At 61.7% G+C, this 18582-nt stretch carries 21 protein-coding genes and 1 pseudogene; 21 read left to right on the forward strand and 1 reads right to left on the reverse strand.

Annotated features, from left to right (window positions below):
- Positions 1-20 precede the first annotated feature (20 nt).
- From groEL to Q2941_RS33180, 21 genes and pseudogenes are all read left to right on the forward strand, one after another.
- Positions 21-1652 (forward strand): molecular chaperone GroEL, encoded by a 1632-nt coding sequence (gene groEL, locus Q2941_RS33080; protein WP_458195031.1) that lies wholly within the window; start codon positions 21-23, stop codon positions 1650-1652.
- A 148-nt stretch (positions 1653-1800) separates the two neighbouring features.
- Positions 1801-2481 (forward strand): MIP family channel protein, encoded by a 681-nt coding sequence (locus Q2941_RS33085; RefSeq protein WP_254107649.1) that lies wholly within the window; start codon positions 1801-1803, stop codon positions 2479-2481.
- A gap of 133 nt (positions 2482-2614) precedes the next feature.
- Positions 2615-3109 (forward strand): hypothetical protein, encoded by a 495-nt coding sequence (locus Q2941_RS33090; RefSeq protein ID WP_458195032.1) that lies wholly within the window; start codon positions 2615-2617, stop codon positions 3107-3109.
- 118 nt (positions 3110-3227) lie between these two features.
- On the forward strand, positions 3228-5276 hold the full coding sequence (locus tag Q2941_RS33095; protein ID WP_458195033.1) for a sigma-54-dependent Fis family transcriptional regulator: 2049 nt from the start codon (positions 3228-3230) through the stop codon (positions 5274-5276).
- Positions 5277-5290: 14 nt separating this feature from the next.
- Positions 5291-5737 carry a hypothetical protein gene (locus Q2941_RS33100; RefSeq protein ID WP_458195034.1) on the forward strand — a complete coding sequence of 149 codons (447 nt, stop codon included), beginning with the start codon at positions 5291-5293 and terminating at the stop codon, positions 5735-5737.
- Positions 5734-6096 (forward strand): hypothetical protein, encoded by a 363-nt coding sequence (locus Q2941_RS33105; RefSeq protein ID WP_254107644.1) that lies wholly within the window; start codon positions 5734-5736, stop codon positions 6094-6096. Before Q2941_RS33100 ends, Q2941_RS33105 begins: the two co-directional genes overlap by 4 nt.
- A complete protein-coding gene (locus Q2941_RS33110) occupies positions 6059-7174 on the forward strand; it encodes a WD40 repeat domain-containing protein (RefSeq protein WP_458195035.1) in 1116 nt (371 codons plus the stop codon). The genes Q2941_RS33105 and Q2941_RS33110 overlap by 38 nt, the downstream gene beginning before the upstream one ends.
- A 53-nt stretch (positions 7175-7227) precedes the next feature.
- Positions 7228-7410 (forward strand): hypothetical protein, encoded by a 183-nt coding sequence (locus Q2941_RS33115; protein ID WP_458195036.1) that lies wholly within the window; start codon positions 7228-7230, stop codon positions 7408-7410.
- Between the two features lie 37 nt (positions 7411-7447).
- Positions 7448-7642: pseudogene (locus Q2941_RS33120) on the forward strand (LrgB family protein); the annotation flags it as partial.
- 512 nt (positions 7643-8154) lie between these two features.
- Positions 8155-9075: a P-type conjugative transfer ATPase TrbB gene (trbB, locus tag Q2941_RS33125; protein ID WP_458195037.1), complete on the forward strand. Its 921-nt coding sequence runs from the start codon at positions 8155-8157 to the stop codon at positions 9073-9075.
- The gene (locus tag Q2941_RS33130) at positions 9072-9398 is read left to right on the forward strand and encodes a TrbC/VirB2 family type IV secretion system protein (RefSeq protein WP_254107640.1); all 327 of its coding nucleotides are present in this window, start codon (positions 9072-9074) and stop codon (positions 9396-9398) included. Before trbB ends, Q2941_RS33130 begins: the two co-directional genes overlap by 4 nt.
- Positions 9398-9661, forward strand: coding sequence for a VirB3 family type IV secretion system protein (locus tag Q2941_RS33135; RefSeq protein WP_254107638.1), 264 nt, complete (start codon positions 9398-9400; stop codon positions 9659-9661). The genes Q2941_RS33130 and Q2941_RS33135 overlap by 1 nt, the downstream gene beginning before the upstream one ends.
- A gap of 8 nt (positions 9662-9669) precedes the next feature.
- Entirely contained in the window at positions 9670-12111 is a 2442-nt protein-coding gene (trbE, locus tag Q2941_RS33140) for a conjugal transfer protein TrbE (protein WP_458195038.1), read from the forward strand.
- On the forward strand, positions 12108-12842 hold the full coding sequence (trbJ, locus tag Q2941_RS33145) for a P-type conjugative transfer protein TrbJ (RefSeq protein WP_458195039.1): 735 nt from the start codon (positions 12108-12110) through the stop codon (positions 12840-12842). The genes trbE and trbJ overlap by 4 nt, the downstream gene beginning before the upstream one ends.
- A complete protein-coding gene (gene trbK-alt / locus Q2941_RS33150; RefSeq protein ID WP_458195040.1) occupies positions 12842-13225 on the forward strand; it encodes a putative entry exclusion protein TrbK-alt in 384 nt (127 codons plus the stop codon). The genes trbJ and trbK-alt overlap by 1 nt, the downstream gene beginning before the upstream one ends.
- Positions 13222-14439, forward strand: coding sequence for a P-type conjugative transfer protein TrbL (gene trbL, locus Q2941_RS33155; RefSeq protein ID WP_458195041.1), 1218 nt, complete (start codon positions 13222-13224; stop codon positions 14437-14439). The genes trbK-alt and trbL overlap by 4 nt, the downstream gene beginning before the upstream one ends.
- 50 nt (positions 14440-14489) lie before the next feature.
- Positions 14490-15170, forward strand: a complete 681-nt coding sequence (trbF, locus tag Q2941_RS33160) for a conjugal transfer protein TrbF (RefSeq protein ID WP_458195043.1) — start codon at positions 14490-14492, stop codon at positions 15168-15170.
- Positions 15167-16141, forward strand: coding sequence for a P-type conjugative transfer protein TrbG (gene trbG / locus Q2941_RS33165; protein WP_458195044.1), 975 nt, complete (start codon positions 15167-15169; stop codon positions 16139-16141). The genes trbF and trbG overlap by 4 nt, the downstream gene beginning before the upstream one ends.
- The gene (locus Q2941_RS33170; protein WP_458195045.1) at positions 16138-17325 is read left to right on the forward strand and encodes a TraB/TrbI/VirB10 family type IV secretion system protein; all 1188 of its coding nucleotides are present in this window, start codon (positions 16138-16140) and stop codon (positions 17323-17325) included. Before trbG ends, Q2941_RS33170 begins: the two co-directional genes overlap by 4 nt.
- Before the next feature lie 4 nt (positions 17326-17329).
- Positions 17330-17569, forward strand: a complete 240-nt coding sequence (locus tag Q2941_RS33175) for a DUF2274 domain-containing protein (RefSeq protein WP_458195046.1) — start codon at positions 17330-17332, stop codon at positions 17567-17569.
- Positions 17570-17848: 279 nt separating this feature from the next.
- Complete coding sequence (locus Q2941_RS33180) at positions 17849-18061, forward strand: FAD-dependent oxidoreductase (protein WP_458195060.1); 213 nt, start codon at positions 17849-17851, stop codon at positions 18059-18061.
- A gap of 78 nt (positions 18062-18139) precedes the next feature.
- Here the strand turns inward: Q2941_RS33180 and Q2941_RS33185 are convergent, their stop codons facing one another.
- On the reverse strand, positions 18140-18580 hold the full coding sequence (locus tag Q2941_RS33185; RefSeq protein ID WP_458195047.1) for a hypothetical protein: 441 nt from the start codon (positions 18578-18580) through the stop codon (positions 18140-18142).
- Positions 18581-18582 lie beyond the last annotated feature (2 nt).

The raw sequence follows: 18582 nt of genomic DNA on the forward strand, positions 1-18582 counted from the left end.
CACGTGGGGAGTGAAACGCGATGCCAAAAGTTCTGCTGCATGACGTAGAAGCCCGTCGCGCTCTTGCGCGCGGAGTCCAGAAGCTTGCCGCTGCAATCGAATCGACGCTCGGTCCGAAGGGCATGAACGCGATGGTCGACAGGCCGATCGGTACGCCTATCGTGTCACGAGATGGCGTTACAATCGCCTCGGAAATCGAATTGCCGGATCGTTTCGAGAACATGGGCGCGCAGGTGGTGCGCGAGGTCTCGAAGCAGACCAACGAAGTCGCGGGCGATGGAACGACGACCGCGATGGTGCTCGCGAACGGTCTCATTCAAGGAGGCGTTGCGGCCCTGGAACGCGGCGCCAAGGCCGTGGATCTCTGTAAAGGTATTGACCGGGCCGTCGAGGTCGTTGTCGAGACCCTGAAGAGTTCGGCAATCACCGTATCGGATCGCAAAACGCTGCAAGCGGTGGCGACGATTGCGTCGACCGACGCCCATCTTGGTGGATTAATCGCCGAGGCAGTGGAGCGCGTCGGCAAGGACGGCATCATCAGTTCCGAGTACGGGTTGACGACCAGCACGACGCTCGAGGTCGTTGAAGGCATGTCGTTCGACCGCGGCTACATTTCCCATCACATGGTGACGGACGTCGCGAAGATGGAAGTGGTGCTGGATCAGCCCTACATCCTTCTGACCGACCTGAAGATCAAATCGCCGAGCGAGCTGTCCGCGGTGCGTACGTCGGTTGCCACGACCGGGCGGCCGCTGGTGATAGTCGCTGAGGAGATTGCGCCCGAAGTCGTCGTCACACTGCTTGGCGATAGCAACCGCGGCAAGGTACTGGTGGTCAATCCGCCCGACTATGGCCACTGGCGCAAGGCGATGATGGACGATCTTGCCATCATGACCGGCGGACGCGTGATCGCCCGCGAGCTTGGAGGCAGGCTGGAAGAGGCGAACCTTGCCGATCTCGGTACTGCGCGGCAGGTTCGGGCCAGCGCGCGCGAAACGGTGATCATTCGTGGCGGTGGCGACGATGCGGCGATCGCGGCGCGGCGCCAGCAGGTGGCCAAACAATACGACCTGGCACCACCTAATATCGAGCAAGACAAGCTCAAGGAGCGGCTCGCAAAGCTCTCAGGTGGGACAGCCGTGATTTTCGCCGGGGGTGTCACGCCAGTGGAACAGAAGCGGACGATCCAGTTGATCGACGATGCACTCAGCGCGGCGCGTGCGGCAGCCGAAGAGGGCATCGTGCCGGGAGGCGGCACGGCGTTGGCGCAGTGCGCGCCGGTGGTTGCTCGCACGCTCGGCAACGTCAATGGCGACCTGGGCGAAGGAATCAAGCTGGTGCGCGAGACGCTATCCCGTCCCGCCGCGTTCATTGCCCGAAACGCGGGGCATGATTCGGAAAAGGTCGTGGCCGACTTGCAGCGCGCGCCGGCGGGTGTCGGCTTCGACGCTGCCAACGGCAAGTTCCTCGACATGGTCTCGGCTGGCATCGTCGACCCGGTCCGAGTGACATACACCGCCCTTCGAAACGCGGCTTCCGTGGCCACGCTGGTGCTGACCACCAACACGTTGGTTGCAGACGTGCCGGAGTACATCGATCCGACACAGGGGCCGGCCCTAGGCGGCGGGGCAGAGAAGCTTGGGCGTGCATGAGGCACGTGTGCGCGGTCCGTATTCCGCCGCGCCGGATCCGGCGCGCGGGACACCGTGGCCAGATACTCGGATCAATCGCAAACCTGAGCGAGCGGAGAGGGGCGGATCGGGCGCCTCGGCATCGAAATATCACCATGGAGGGGAAGTCATGCGTAAGTATGTTGCAGAATTCATCGGCACGTTCGCACTCGTGTTCTTCGGCTGCGCGACCGTGATCTTCATGAGATCCGAAGTCGGTTTACTGGGCGTGGCGTTTGCATTCGGCCTGTCGGTGGTCGCGATGGCCTATTCGATCGGGCATATCTCGGGCGCGCACCTCAACCCGGCCGTCAGCCTCGGCGTGCTCGTCGCCGGTCGGATGTCGCCGCGGGATTTCTCGGGCTACATCGTCGCACAATTCATCGGCGGGATCGCAGCTGCAGCGGTGCTGTATCTGATCGCGGAAGGCAAGGTCGGAGGTTACGACGTCGCAGCGAACGGTTTCGCCCAGAATGGCTGGGGTCAGTATGGCGTACTCTCCGCGTTCGTGTTCGAGGCGGCGGCAACCTTTCTGTTCCTGACCGTGATCCTTGGTGCAACCCAAAAGGGTGCGGCGTCGGTCTACGCGGGTTTGGTGATCGGCCTCACCTTGGTTGCGATCCATCTCGCAGGCATCACCGTATCGGGCGCATCGGTCAATCCGGCGCGCTCGTTTGGCCCTGCATTGTTCGCTGGCTCCGATGCGCTGTCGCAGGTGTGGCTCTATTTCGTGGCACCGTGCGTCGGAGCCGCACTGTCCGGTTACGTGTTCAAGGCCGGCGTGACGCGCGAGATGGTGGCGACAGCTTGAGCTCCGCGATCGCGTGATTGGGCGGTGACAATGATCTAGAACGAGCTACAATCTTGGAAGCTCCGGCATGCGCCGAAGGAGGCGGCACAACAAGCCTCCACGGCCATCCGACTGACCGGGGAAGGAGGAGACCATGGTCCACATCATTTCAAAGCGCGACGGTCCGTGCCGCGAGGAGGCCGCGGCGAAGGACTTCATTCAGAAGAACTGCACGAGGATCGACGCGCTCGCCAACCATCTGACCGGTGGGCGCTGGCAGGAGTTGCGCAATCCCACGCCTCCTCCGCAGCCCCAGCCATCAGGCAAGCTGTGGTACACGCCGCCGGGCCGTCCAAGAGAGGCGGAACCCTACGTGCGGATCAGCCTCAACGGCCGTGTCGTGATCGCGGATCTCGGGTCGGGGCGGCAACTCCATTTTGTCGGCGAACTGCGTGGAAAGGGCCAATCGCGATACTTCGCCCTGGCGACGCGGGAGAACGGGATCTTCGATCCGCTGGATGATGGAATCCGGAAAGTCCTCGCCGATCTTGAGGGCGTGAGCGTGCCCGACGAGACGTCCGAGCAGAGCTTGGAACAAGTCATCGCAGGCCGTCTCGGCCTGGATGCCGTCGCCAAAATCGCCGAATGATCTCCGTGAGCCGGGCCTATGGGAATGACGATCCCGGTCAGGTTCGGTTCAGGTCGTTTCTGCCGATCGGGTTGTTTGCCAACTTAGGTATGGTGCTCCAATGCTGACGGAAACGCTCATGGCTAAGCCGCCGTTCTCCCTGGAAGGCTACAAAATTCCGGACGCAACGGATGCGGAGCAGGGACAGCCATATGATGAACGAGAGACCAATAGGGCCTGGGAAGACTTTCTGACGTTTGGCGACCTCAAGCGCGAGAACGCGCTTGTGCGAGGTGTCATCGAGAAATCATGGCAGCGCAGCGTCAACTCCGGGGTCAATGCGCATTGCAAGGGCAGCAATCTCGTGGCCTCGCCGGACGATCTCTACGAGCTGCGTCTGAAGAATGATGACTTGCTGGGTTCGAGCGCTCAGACGTTCCGCCGCGTCGCGGAAGTGCTCGGCGACGCCGCGACGATGCTGGTTATCACCGACAGGAACGGCGTCGTGCTGGATGTGGGAGGCGATCAGCGGACGATTGACGCAGGGCACGATATTCGCCTCGAGGTCGGCGCCGCCTGGGGTGAGACGGTGACCGGCACCAACGGCATCGGCACTGCGCTGGTCACGGGAAAACCGGTCCATGTCCATGCAGCCGAGCATTTTTCGGAAGGCATCAAAGCCTGGACTTGCGTCGGTAGCCCCATTCGCAGCCCCATCGACGGCAGCATCATTGGCATCATTGATTTTTCCGGACCTCAGGCGATCTTTCACCGGCACAACGTCGCACTGGCGGTGATTGCGGCCAATCACATCGAGCTCGCGCTCTCGGAAAAGATCCGCCTTGAAAGAATACGGCTGCTCGAGGCCAGCATTTCTCGAATGCCGGGGATGGGCAGCGCGGACGGTGTGGTGATCCTGGATCGCTTCGGTCGGGTCGTTCATCACAACGACATGGCGTCGGTTCGCTGGCAGCGGATCGCGCAGTCTCGCGACTTGACCATCGGAACTCAGCTTCTTCCGAGCAACGAAGGCCTTCTTGGCAAAGAGCTGGCTAGCGGGTTGCCCGACGAATTGCGCGACCAGCGGATCGAGCCGCTGTTAGTCGACGGGGTTGTGAAGGGAGCGATGCTCGTGCTTGCATCGAGGCCACGAATAAATTCCGCTGCGCCTCAGGTGTCGCCGGCAACTCGTGCAGCCATCATGTCGGCCAAGGAAGCGATCGTCGGATGTAGCGACGCATTGCAGGATGTGGTCGAGAAGGTTGAGCGGGCGGCACTCGGCCGGACGGCTATTCTGCTCGAAGGCGAGACTGGAGTTGGCAAAGAACTGTTTGCTCGTCTCGTTCACGCCGCCAGCCAGAAGACCGGCAAGGAGCCTTTCGTCGCCTTCAATTGCGGTGCGGTCTCGAAAGAGCTTCTTGGCGGTGAATTGTTCGGACATGCCCCAGGCGCCTATACCGGCGCGACGCGAGAGGGAAAGCCGGGCCGCTTTGAATTTGCCAATGGCGGCGTGCTCAGCCTCGACGAGATCGGCGAGATGCCGCTGGATCTGCAGCCGTACTTGCTCCGCGTTCTGGAAGAGCGTGCGGTGTACCGCCTCGGCGACAACAAGCCGCGTCTGGTGGACGTCCGGCTCGTGGCGTCGACCAATCGGAATTTGAAGCAGGAAGTGGCGGAAGGACGTTTCCGTAAGGACCTGTATTTCCGGATCGGCGTTGTCAAGATCACTATCCCGCCGCTCCGCGAGCGCTTGGGTGATGTCGAGATTCTGATCGATCATTTCAACCGACAATTCGCGGAGATCTATAGCACCGAACCGCTACGTTTCGAGGCAACCGCAATGGAAATGTTGCGGCGTTATAGCTGGCCGGGGAACGTCCGCGAACTGCGCAATCTGATCGAGAACCTAGTGCTGATGACGCTCACCGGCGTGGTTACGGCCAGGGAGTTGCCCGAGGATTTCCTGGAAGCAACACCGGCCCAGCCGAGTCCGGGCGCCTTGCAGACAGGGCATGGCACCACGAGACCCGAGGGCGAAGAGATCGCTCGCTTCGATGATATGGAGCGTCGTGCCATCGAGAGGGCCGTCGCAAATGCAGGCGGCAACATTGCAGCCGCGGCCGAGAAGCTAGGGCTCTCGCGTGCCACTCTGTATCGCAAATTGCATCAATATCGTTCACGGACCTGAGGACAGGATTGGGCATGGCGACGGTCTGGGACGGACAAAAGGGGGCAGAGGAGCTAGCCGCTGCGGCGCTCGCGTCGGAGATCCTTTCGCGTGCGGACCGCGACGTAACTTTCATGGTGCACTTGGTTGGCGAAAGCCAAAATCTGCTGGTTAGGCATTTCGTGGTGTTCATCGAGACCGAACTCGCGAAGCGCGGCATCAGCTATGGCGCGCATCCGCTATTGCGTCCTTTCATCGAAACGCATGCGCGCGAACTGACGGATTTTGTTTTGCAGGGCATTGGTTTGCGGCATCAGTTCGGTCTGCAGGCGCTTGAGACCATGGCTGGCGATCCATCGCGGTTGCTGAGGGTTGATCTATGGGACTCGCTGGAATCTCACATCAATGATGCGCAACGCCACTTTGCATCGGGCGTGGGTGGCCTGCAGCGGATCCTGGTCCAGATCGAGACTGATGTATGAGCACCGGTCCCCTGACCGTTGTCGAGATGCTGACCCAGCGGCTGCGGGTCGTTCAGGAGATATCGGCCGCCCAATCGCGCAATCTGCTCAACCGTCAGCTTAGCGGCGGCGCCGAATTCGATATTCAGGGCATCGAGCAAGAGATTGCGGCCTCCGGCAGTCCACATGAGCTCGCCAGGACCCTCGCGGATGCGCGCGAGCGCTTGCGAAAGGCGAATGCGGCAATGACAGAATGCGACGCTCATTGCGCCGCGCTGGAGCAGCGTCTTGAAGAGCTAGACAGGTGGATTGCCGGTGAGACGATCCGAACGAGAGGCGACGATGGATACGATGGAAGCAGAGATCGCGACGCTCTATGAATTGCTTGGGCGGCATTGGACTGTGGGTACGGCCGTTACAAATACGGCCTTCGATCCTGCGGGACAGGGAGTTGCGTTCGCGCTCGCCGATGGAGCGTTGGCGGTAGCTCCGCTAACTGACGTTGAGCCGGCGCAAGATCGCTGTCGCGCGGCGCTCGACGACGGCCGGACGGCGATTTCACCGCGACGGAAACCAGTGCCGCCATTGATGAAAGTGATAATCAGCGATGCTCCGCTTCACCTCGCTCCGCTCGGGGCCTCGGATTTCGTCGCCAGTGATCACGGCCGGCTGCTTCGGGTGTCGGCGTCCGGCGTCACACGGGTGGTCTCGAGCAACGGGGCGCCTATCGATCTGATTGCCCCGGTATCGGCGGGGGGCATCCTGACAGCTTCCGGCGGGTCAATCATATTTTACGATTCCAATGGTGAGGTCGCCTGGCTGCAAGAGCGGGTCGGAGGGCATGCGTCGGCAATGGCTGTATCGCCGGATGGCCGGCGCTTTGCGATTGGAGCCGACGGCCGTCTGCTCGTCCGTAGCTTTGGGCCACGACCCGAGCCCTCCGCCTCATTTGAGTTGGGCACAGTCTCAGCCTTGTCGTGGAGCCCGGATGGGAGCTGGTTGGCTGTGTCAGTCGGCAAAACTGGGATTGTTTTGGTGCGTCTTGCCGATGCGCGGATCGTCCGGATTCCGACCTATCCCGCAACCGTTGCCTCTCTTTCGTGGAGCGCGGACTCCCGCGTCCTCGTTACGAGCGGAGCCTATCGGATGATCGCATGGGACGTTTCCAGCCTTGATGACGAAAGCGATCAGCCGGCGAACCTCGCTACGGGGCGCGCCCGGTTCGTCCTCGTCGAGACGGTGGATATTCATCCAGAGCGTGGTCTGGTTGCGGCAGGTTACGCCGACGGCATGGTCGCGGTCGCGAGGATCGGACAATCCGACGAATTGGTCGTCAGGTCGCCTGGTCGAGGCGCCGTCCACACCCTGCGTTGGTCTAGCGACGGCCAGCATCTTGCATTCGGAACAAGCGACGGGGAGGCGGCGATCGTGACGTTTCCTCCGTACATTTTCAAATAGTTGACCCGGTGCCACGCCAGAGAGCGTTGCCAGCATCATCAGGAGACAAAGTTATGACAGCTACTCGATCGCACAACGAAGCCGAAAGCAAGGATCAATTCTTTCAGGAGTTGGCGGAACTCTCGGAGCGTATGATCGCTGCGCATGGAAAGGAATTTTCGATGGGCGCTTTGGTGCTGGCCGCAAGGTTCATCGCTGAAAATAAGCCCTTTGAGCGAAGTGCAGCAACGCAGTGACGCGGGCTTCTGCTGAAGGCGAAAGTTATAGTTGGCCTTTGCGATGGCCGTTTCCGAGGATATTGGCGGCGCGCCTGATCTCACGGCGGTCTTCGTTATTCTCACCTGTGTTCTTGCCGCTGCGCTGGGGGACGTTGTGCTCACGACGCTGCCAATCCGTTCGAGCCTCGCACGGGGCGCTCTGCTCGGCGTGAGCGCCCACGGCGCCGGCGCCGCAAAGGCTCACGATGTTATCTGTTTGGCCACACTCGACGGGCTGCCGAAAGCGCGCTGAGCAGGCTCTTGCGGAAAGGGCGAACGTTGACTTTGCGTGCGATGTCACCCGACGTTGCTGCGATGAGATCGTTCTGCAGGACCATGATCGACGTGGGTGTATGCTCACGAGCATAGTTCTCGACCGCGCTATCAATAACCGCGGACGGGTCTGAAAGCTATGAGTTGCTTGCGGCAGCCCACTCCGCACCGTGACGTTCGAATGACCACGGTTGGCCCATCGCGCCGTTCTCCGTCGCTAAAATCATTCGTTCTCGGACTAAAACGAGCCTAGGTGAAATTTCTGAGTTCCTCCGGCCCAATCTTTCTTTTCCTACGCCAGGCCACGAGCGTAGTCAGCCTCTCGTTGTGCTGATTGGTTTTCTGCTTTTTCTAATCCCCCTCTGAGGCGCTTGGTTTGCTTTCAGTTGTTGGGGGACAGCGGTGCCAATCCATTCTCTTCAGTCGGAGGCAATCTCGCGTGGGGCGCGAATGCTGCGTACGGCACTTGGCCCCGCCATCGCACGCTTTCTGGAAGATTCGTCGATCGTTGAAGTGATGCTCAACCCCGATGGCCGGTTGTGGATCGACCGGCTATCAAACGGCCTCATGGATACCGGCGAGAGCCTGTCAGCTTCCGACGCGGAGCGCATCGTCCGGTTGGTTGCCCATCATGTTGGTCACGAGGTCCACGCCGGCGCGCCGCGCGTGTCGGCCGAGCTGCCCGAGACGGGTGAACGTTTCGAAGGCTTGCTGCCGCCGGTCGTCGCCGCCCCGGCATTCGCGATCCGCAAACCAGCGGTGGCCGTGTTCTCGCTTGATGACTACGTCGCGGCCGGAATCATGGCCTCGGACCAGGCCGATGCGCTACGCGTGGCCGTCACCGCTCGTAAGAACATATTGGTCGCAGGCGGCACCTCGACCGGCAAGACGACACTGACAAACGCGCTGCTTGCGGAAGTCGCCAAGACTGCCGATCGCGTCGTTCTTATCGAAGACACGCGAGAGCTTCAGTGCAAGGCACCGAACCTCGTCGCTTTGCGTTCACGGGATGGTGTGATCTCGCTCTCCGATCTCGTCCGTTCGTCGCTACGGCTGCGGCCTGACCGTATCCCGATCGGCGAAGTCCGCGGAGCGGAGGCCCTCGACCTGCTGAAAGCCTGGGGCACCGGCCACCCCGGTGGAATCGGCACCATTCATGGCGGAACCGCGCTTGGCGCTTTGCGTCGGCTCGAGCAGCTCATCCAGGAAGCCGTCGTCACTGTCCCGCGCGCCCTCATCGCCGAAACCATCAACGTCATTGCCGTGCTCGTCGGCCGTGGTGCCGATCGCCGGCTTGCAGAACTGGCCCGTGTAACCGGGCTCGGGGCCTCCGGGGACTACAGCCTTGCACCAATGGGAGATCAACCATGAGTTATCGTTCGTTTCGCGCAAGGATCATCCCTTCGACCGGGGCATTCACCGGGTACTGCCTGATTGCCGTCCCCGCGTGGGCCGCGGGCTCCAACATGCCATGGGAGCAACCGCTCAACCAGATCCTGCAATCGGTCGAAGGTCCCGTTGCCAAGATCATCGCAGTCATCATCATCATCGTGACGGGCCTGTCGCTGGCATTCGGCGACACGTCAGGCGGTTTCCGCCGGCTAGTTCAGATCGTGTTCGGCCTGTCGACCGCCTTTGCCGCCTCAAGCTTCTTCTTGTCGTTCTTCTCATTCGGCGGCGGCGTGGTGATCTGATGGAGGGGCAGGTCACAGGATTTGTCGCGCCCGTGCATCGGGCCCTGACCGAGCCGATTCTGATGGGTGGCGCGCCGCGATCGGTTGCCATCCTCAACAGCACCTTGGCGGCGGCGCTTGGCCTTGGGCTGCGACTTTGGCTGGCGGGTCTTCTGCTCTGGTTCGTCGGTCACATGATCGCGGTCTGGGCCGCTAAGCGCGATCCGGCCTTCGTCGAGGTCGTGCGCCGGCACGTTCGCATTCCCGGTCATCTCAGCCTGTGAGTCCTCCCATGATGAATCTTGCCGAATACCGACGTTCAACGACGCGCTTGGCGGACTTCCTTCCCTGGGCGGCCCTCGTCGATGAGGGAATTGTTCTGAACAAGGACGGGTCGTTCCAGCGGACCGCAAAGTTTAGAGGACCGGATCTCGACAGCGCTGTGCCGGCCGAACTCGTCGCAGTCGCCGGTCGTCTGAACAACTCGCTTCGCCGCCTTGGATCTGGATGGGCGGTCTTTGTCGAGGCACAGCGGCATTCCGCGGGCGCCTATCCACAGAGCACGTTTCCCGACGTCGCATCGGCCCTGGTCGACGCGGAGCGGAGAGCGCAGTTCGAGGAAGCGGGCGCCCACTATGACTCAAGCTACTACCTGACGTTCCTCTACCTGCCGCCCGAGGAAGGCGCCGCGATGGCAGAGCGTCTTCTCTATGAAAATAGCAGCCGCACGGTCGGCGCCGACGCGAGAGAGGTCCTGAGCGGGTTTGTCGACCGGACCAACCGCATACTCCAGCTCATTGAAGGATTTATGCCGGAATGCGCCTGGCTCGATGATGAGGCAACGCTGACCTACCTGCACTCCACCGTTTCGACCAAGCGGCATCGGGTGCGCGTGCCAGAGATCCCCATGTATCTTGATGCGTTGCTGGCCGATCAGCCCCTGACCGGCGGCCTTGAGCCGACGCTGGGCGAAGCCCATGTGCGCGTCCTGACGGTTGTGGGATTCCCAACGGCGACCACACCGGGGATCCTCGACGACCTCAACCGTCTTGCGTTCCCGTACCGCTGGTCGACCCGGGCGATCATGCTCGACAAGACGGATGCGACGAAACTTCTCACCAAGATTCGTCGTCAATGGTTCGCCAAGCGGAAGTCGCTTGGTGCGATCCTCAAGGAGGTGATGACCAACGAGACTTCCGCACTTCTCGACACGGATGCGCAGAATAAGGCCATCGATGCCGACGCCGCGCTCCAGGAACTGGGAACGGACCAGATCGGCGAGGCCTTCGTCACCGCGACCGTCACCGTCTGGGACAGGGATGCGCGTGCCGCCGACGAAAAGCTGCGCCTCGTCGAGAAGGTGATTCAGGGGCGTGATTTCACCTGCATGATCGAGACAGTGAATGCGGTCGAGGCTTGGCTCGGCAGCCTGCCGGGGCACGTCTATGCCAACGTCCGCCAGCCCCCGGTCTCGACCCTGAACCTGGCGCATATGATTCCGCTCTCAGCGGTATGGGCGGGGGAGGCGAGGGACCGTCACTTCAAGGCGCCGGCTCTGTTCTTCGGCAAGACGGAGGGATCGACCCCGTTTCGGTTCTCCCTCCACGTCGGCGATGTCGGGCACACCTTGGTCGTCGGCCCGACGGGCGCCGGCAAGTCGGTGCTGCTGGCGCTGATGGCGCTGCAATTCCAGCGCTATCCGGGTTCGCAGATTTTCGCTTTCGATTTCGGTGGATCGATCCGGGCGGCCGCGATTGCCATGGGTGGTGACTGGCACGATCTTGGCGGCGCCGTTGCCGGAGAGGTCTGTGAGTTCGTCTCCCTCCAGCCGCTCGCGAGAATTGACGATGTCGCTGAGCGCGGCTGGGCTGCCGAATGGATCATTTCGATCCTGACCCGCGAACGGATCGAGGTCACACCCGAGGTCAAGGACCATGTCTGGTCGGCCCTGACGTCGCTGGCTTCAGCGCCGCTTCCGGAACGAACCCTCACAGGTCTTTCCGTCCTCTTGCAGTCGAATCCATTGAAGCGGGCACTCCAGCCCTATTGCCTGGGCGGTCCCTATGACCGGTTGCTCGATGCCGAAAGTGAGCGATTGGGCGAATCCTCGGTCCAGGTCTTCGAAACCGACGGATTGATCGGTACCGGGGTTGCGCCCGCCGTCCTGTCATACCTGTTTCATCGGATCGAGTACCGGTTCGATGGCAGGCCTACCCTGCTCATCATCGATGAAGGGTGGCTCGCGCTCGACGACGTCGACTTTGCCGGCAAACTTCGCGAATGGCTGAAGACACTGCGCAAGAAAAATGCCTCCGTAGTTTTCGCAACTCAATCGCTGGCGGACATTGACGGCTCAGCGATCGCACCCGCCATCATCGAGAGCTGCCCGACCCGGATCCTGCTTCCCAATGACCGCGCCATCGAGCCACAGATCACCGCGATCTATCGCCGCTTTGGGCTGAACGACCGACAGATCGAGATCCTCGCCCGCGCGACACCGAAGCGGGACTATTACTGCCAGTCGCGTCGCGGCAACCGCCTGTTTGAACTTGGTCTTGGCGAAGTGGCTTTGGCCTTTACCGCCGCCTCCTCGAAAACCGACCAGGCGCTGATCGAAAAGGTGCTGATCGAAGAGGGCGGCGAGAATTTTGTGTCTGGTTGGCTTAGAGCCCGAGACATCGGATGGGCCTGCGATCTCATTCCACATCTCACCAATCTGGAGGCCTCCTCATGAGTTTCGTCCGTCGTGTCGTAGCGGCAGGCGCCATCGCTATCGTTCTTGCCGGCAATCCCAAGCCGACATCTGCGCAATGGATCGTGTTCGATCCCAACAATTACGCGCAGAACGTGCTGACTGCCGCGCGTAGCCTGCAGCAGATCAACAACCAGATCACGTCATTGCAAAATCAGGCGCAGATGCTGATCAACCAGGGCAAGAACCTGGCGATCCTGCCGTTCTCGTCCCTGCTGCAGCTCGAGCAATCGATTCTGCGGACCCAGCAATTGCTCGGACAGGCTCAGCGCATTGCCTACGACATCCAGCAGATCGATCGGGCGTTCTCGACGACGTATGCGCCGGCGTCGTCAAGTTCGTCGGACCAGGCCCTGGTCGCCAATGCGCAAGCGCGGTGGCAGAACGCGGTCGCGGGACTGCAAGACGCGATGCGGGTGCAGGCCTCCGTCGTCGGCAATCTCGACACCAACCGAACCCAAATGTCGACGCTCGTGACCGCAAGCCAAGGTGCGACCGGCGCACTCCAGGCAAGTCAGGCAGGTAACCAACTCCTCGGATTGCAGGCCCAGCAGCTCGCCGATCTCACCGCTGTCGTTGCTGCACAGGGACGAGCTCAGAGCTTGGAGTCCGCGCAGCGCGCCGTCGCACAGGACCAGGGCAGGGAGCAACTCCGCCGCTTCCTTAACTCGGGCCAAGGTTATCAACCCGCAACCGTGCAGATGTTTCACTGATGATGACAGACAGGTTCGACCACATTCCGATCGGGGCGGCGGCACTGCTCCTCGCCGTGGCCGTCGGCGCCTGCGCATTCCAGTTGCGCGGTGGCGCGGATCAGACCGCCGCTGCTGCGTCGGCTACCCAGGAATCCGATCCTCTCGCATCCAAGCTCGGGCAGTGCCGCACCGTCAACTACGAACAGAAGGATGCACTACTCGAATGTCGAAAGGTCTGGGCCGAGAAACGGCGTCAATTCCTGAGCCAGAGAGAGGGCAGTGCACGGCAAGTGATTGATGGAGCGTCAGCTAACAGCCCAATTCCACCATCACCGAAGGACGAAAGCCGTCTGCCGTCCGGCTACCCCTCCGTGCCGACATCCGGAAGGGATGAGCGATGAACAGCACCGGTGTCATCGACCAGTTCCTGGAAACCTTCACCCGCTACATCGACTCCGGATTTGGGCTGCTCGGCAGCGAAATCGGCTATCTCGCGACCACGCTCGCGGCGATCGACATTGCGCTAGCTGGACTGTTCTGGTCCTGGGGCGGCGATGAGGACATCGTCGCTCGCCTCGTCAAGAAGACCCTGTTCGTCGGCGTCTTTGCTTATCTCATCGGCAATTGGAATGGCCTCGCGCGGATCGTGTTCGAAAGCTTCGCCGGCCTCGGCCTAAAAGCCTCCGGCACAAGCCTTTCGTCCGCAGATTTCTTGCGTCCCGGCCGGATTGCGCAGGTTGGCCTCGACGCCGGGCGGCCGATCCTCGAGTCGATCTCCAGCCTGATGGGCTATGTCAGCTTCTTCGAGAACTTTGTCCAGATCGTCGTTTTGTTGTTCGCCTGGGTCGTCGTCCTGCTCGCCTTCTTCATCCTGGCGATCCAGCTCTTCGTCACCCTGATCGAGTTCAAGCTGACGACGCTGGCGGGCTTCGTGCTGATTCCCTTTGGCCTGTTTGGGAAGACGGCCTTCGCCGCGGAGCGAGTGCTCGGCAACGTGATTTCTTCCGGCGTCAAGGTTTTGGTGCTGGCCGTGATCGTCGGCATTGGTTCGACGCTTTTTGCGCAGTTCACGGCGGGATTTGGCGGTAACCAGCCGACCATTGAGAGCGCGATGGCACTGGCGTTGGGGGCGCTCTCATTGCTGGGTCTCGGCATCTTCGGACCCGGCATCGCCAACGCGATCGTTTCTGGTGGACCACAGCTCGGCGCCGGTAGCGCTGTCGGCACCGGCTTAGCGGCCGGCGGCGTGGTTGCGGCCGGAGCCGCGCTCGCATCCGGTGGCGCCGCGCTGGCTGGAAGTGCCGTGGGAGGAAGCCGCGCCATTGCGGGCGCCACCTTGAGCCCCTTCCGTGCAGGAGGTCAGTCCGGCGCTACCGAAGCAACCACAGCAGCTTCGGTTAGCCCCCTACGTACCGCTGCCGTCCACTCCGGGGGACCGAGCGGCAGCGCAGGCGGTGGCGATTCCGCATCGTCCGAGACAGCACCTGCCTGGGTGCGCCGCATGAAACGGACACAAACAATCAGTCATGGAGCCTCAAGCGCCACGCAGGCGGTACGCGCTGGCGACCACGGCGGAGGTGGCGCTTCCGTCGATCTCTCACAGGGCGAGAGCTAATTCCTGCGATCACCCATCTGCCGCTCCCATTCATCTCCTGAGGTCAAAGCATGTTCAAACGATCGGCCGTCCACTATGGCCGCACGCCTGCACCGGTCACCCCCTATCAACGAGCAGCTCAGGTCTGGGACGACCGCATCGGCTCGGCGCGAGTCCAGGCCAGAAACTGGCGTCTGATGGCATTCGGCTCTCTGTTCCTGTCCGCCGGTTTCGCCGCCGCGCTTGCTTGGGAGTCCGCACGGGGCACCATCACCCCCTGGGTGGTCGAGGTGGATCATCTAGGCGAAGTGAGAGCCGTCGCACCCGCAGATGCTTTCTACCAACCCAGCGATCCCCAGATCGCCTTTCATCTATCCCGGTTCATCGAGCATGTTCGCGGCCTTCCCATGGACGCGATCGTGCTGCGCCAGGATTGGCTCCGCGCCTACGACTTCACGACGGACCGCGGTGCTGTCGCCCTCAATGACTACGCGCGCAACAACGATCCCTTCGCCAGGGTGGGGAAGACCCAGGTGGCCGTCGAGGTTTCCAGCGTCATCAGAGCGTCTCCAGAAAGCTTCCGCCTGGCCTGGATCGAACGGCGCTACGAAAACGGCCAGATCGCCGCCACGGAGCGGTGGAGCGCAATCCTCACGATCATCTTGGAGCCGCCTCGCGACGTCGATCGCCTGCGTAAGAATCCGCTCGGCATCTACGTCAACGCCATCAACTGGTCGAAGGAATTGGGATGAGCATGCCCTCCATTTGTCACACCTCGGGAATGTTGCCGCGAAGCTTGGCGTCGGCCCTCTTGATCTCGGTCTTCGCGCTCGGCGGATGCACCACCTTCAGGCCTCCACAGATCAGCTACGACAACGATATCCCGCCGCCTCCGGATCCGCCGACGGTGAGCGACGATCGGCCGCGACCGCTCCACGTGCCGCTCTCCTGGACTCCGGCGCGCGGCGGCAAGCAGAAAGAAGCCAAGGAGCCGATCGAAAGGATCGAGATCGCCAACGATGCGGCTCGTGTTCAGCCCCGCAAGGCGGCATATTTCAACGCGGTGCAGGTGTTTCCCTATAGCCCGGGCGCGCTCTATCAGATCTATGCCGCACCGGGACAGATCACCGACATAGCGCTCGAGCCGGGTGAGCAATTGATCGGATCGGGACCTGTCGCCGCCGGCGATACCGTGCGCTGGGTCGTCGGCGACACCGAGAGCGGCAATGGGGATACTCGCCGCGTCCACATCCTGGTCAAGCCGACCCGTCCGGAAATTGCGACAAATCTTGTCGTCAACACTGATCGGCGCACCTATCTGCTCGAGCTGCGTTCCCGCGAAAAGCCGTACATGCCTTCGGTGACCTGGTTCTATCCCGAAGATCGCACGCGTGGCCGGACCATGCCACCAACGCCGTTCATCCCCGATCCGACCCAACGCCGCTATCGCTACACCATCGAGGGCGACAACCCGCCCTGGCGTCCCATCAACGCCTACGACGACGGACGCAAGGTTTACATCGAGTTCTCGCCAGGCATCGGACAGGGTGAGATGCCACCCCTTTTCGTCATCGGGCAGGACGGGAAGACCGAGCTTGTCAATTATCGCGCTTTCGGAAGCCTACTGATCGTCGATCGGCTGTTCGCCGCTGCCGAGTTGAGGCTGGGAGGTGAGAACCAGCAGAAGGTGCGTATCGTCAGAGCCGATGGGAGGTCCTCATGAGCGGCACAAGTGGTGGTCCTACGAACCAGAATAATGTGCCGTCGCGGGCGCAGGACGACGCTTCGAAAGCTTTCCAGTTACGCCCAGAGCGGCCACACGTGACGCGGCTCTCGCGTAGGGTCTTGATCGGCGGCTCCGCACTACTCATCGTCGTGATGTCGGGAGCCGTGTTCTTGGCGCTGCAACCCAGCAAGAAGCGTGCTCCTGCTTCGGAAGAGCTCTACTCGACCGATCATCACAGTGTCGCCGACCAGCTTGCCGGCTTACCAAGGGATTACATCGCAATCCCGCCGCCGTTGGGACCGCCTTTGCCCGGTGATCTGGGGCGTCCGATCGTTGCCGCGCAGGCGCAGACTGGTCCACTGGCGGTTGATGCCGAGCAACAGCGCGTGAACCAGGAGAGCGAAGCGGCTCGCACCAGCAAGCTGTTCGCCTCAACGAATGTCCGGCCGCTCTCCGCAACAACGGCGCCGAATGACGCTCCGACGAGCGGGACGGCCTCGTCCGACGAAGCGTTCGCGCAGAACGGCCAGGACCGAAAGCTCGCGTTCGTGAATGCGGCGATCGATCGACGCACCACGAGCCCCGATCGTCTGGTCAAACCCGCATCGCCGTTCGTAGTGCAAGCAGGGGCAGTGATTCCTGGTGCGCTGCTGACAGGAGTCCGCTCAGATCTTCCTGGCGTAATCACAGCTCAGGTGACCGAGGCGGTGTACGATTCTCCTACGGGCCGGGTCCTGTTAGTTCCCCAGGGAGCACGGCTGATAGGTACGTACGATAGCCAAGTCGCATTCGGGCAATCGCGTGTGCTCCTAGTCTGGACCAGGCTGATCATGCCCAACGGCCGCTCCATCGTGCTGGAACGGCAGCCGGGAGCCGACGCTGCGGGGTATTCTGGCCTTGAGGATCAAGTCGACAATCACTGGAAGGAGTTATTGGGCGCGGCCGCGCTCTCAACTCTGCTCGCCGTCGGGACCGAAGTGAATTCTGGGAGCGACGTCAACAATAGCAACAGCGCCATCATACAGGCGCTGCGGCGGGCAGCGGGAGATTCTCTCAATCAAACCGGTCAGCAAATCGTGCGGCGTAGCCTCGACATCCAGCCGACACTGACCATACGTCCAGGGTTTCCGGTACGGGTCGTTGTGAACCGCGATCTCGTGCTTGAGCCGTATAGGAGCTAAGAGCATGGCCAAACTTAAGCTCGGTGCGATCGCGGACGATAAGCCGGTCAAGGTCACGCATGAGCTTCCGGCAAAGGTACATCGCGATCTGATTGCGTATGCCGAGCTGCTTGCGCTCGAAAGCAGTCAGCCTGCCGGTGACCCCGTCAAGTTAATCGCCCCCATGTTGGCGCGCTTCATGGGGACCGACCGTGCCTTCGCAAGAGCACGCAGGCAATCTCACGCCTCAGGCAGGAAGGGATAGCGCTCGGCTAGCAATTTGAGAAAATTGGCGAGCGCGGCGTTTTCGTTGTCTTTGCGAAAAGCACCGAAACGCCGAGGCGGCTGAAGTGTAGGCTGACCACCGATTGACCACCGAAACCCGGTACTGTGCGCGGACAACGGCTGACCGACGCATTATTTTGGGCGGGGAAGATGACCGAGAGCTCATTGAGCCCGATGCGCGGAATGCCGCGACACCTCAAAAGGTGAGGGCGCTTAAACAACATCTCTCGGCCTTGTGCCGCGGGCATCGACGCAGGTGGTGTTCGGCTGGTCAGGCGCTTTCGATAGCACAGATGACGGATTGCCGATGATCGGCGGTGTACCTGGATGCAGGAACATTTTCGCCGCGTTCGGTTATGGCGGCAATGGCATTACCTCTAGCTTCCTCGCTGCCGAGTTGATCGGCATGCTGCTTTCAGGTGGCACGTCGCCCCTGCTCGACGATTCCGCCATCGACCGAGATGTTTTGTAATTAGAGCCTCGAACTTGTGAAGTACCTTGGGCACTCGTGCGCGCCCCTGAAACAGCCAACCTTTTGTTCGTCCAAGACCTATCTGGAAACTGGCGGCGTCCGGCGGCACTCGCGACGCAGACGAAACATCCCCACCGCGACCACCAGCCACACGAGAGAAGCCGCAAGCAGGCAAATAACGGGCGAGCCCGCAGCCAGAAACAGTACGGTCAATCCAAAGGTGCCCATGGCAACGCTGCCCCACCCGGCGCCGGCGGCGTCCAGCGCCGCCGCTTGCTTGCCGCGTCGGGCGCCTTGCAGTCCTTTTCGTTGTTTGCGTTCGCGCTCGTGCTTTTCGATTAAGGTTGCGCTCGCACAAAAGATGGCCGGAAATGCCAGCATCAACCCTCCGACGGCAGGCCCGGCCAGATTGCCAACAACCCCAGCAACCACCGTCGCCAATCCGCCGAGGGCGAAGCGGGTCAGGTATTCAAAGGGCGTGCTTTCCTTGAGCGCGGCGAATTTGACTTTCACCACCATCG

This window comes from Bradyrhizobium sp. UFLA05-153 (assembly GCF_054185185.1).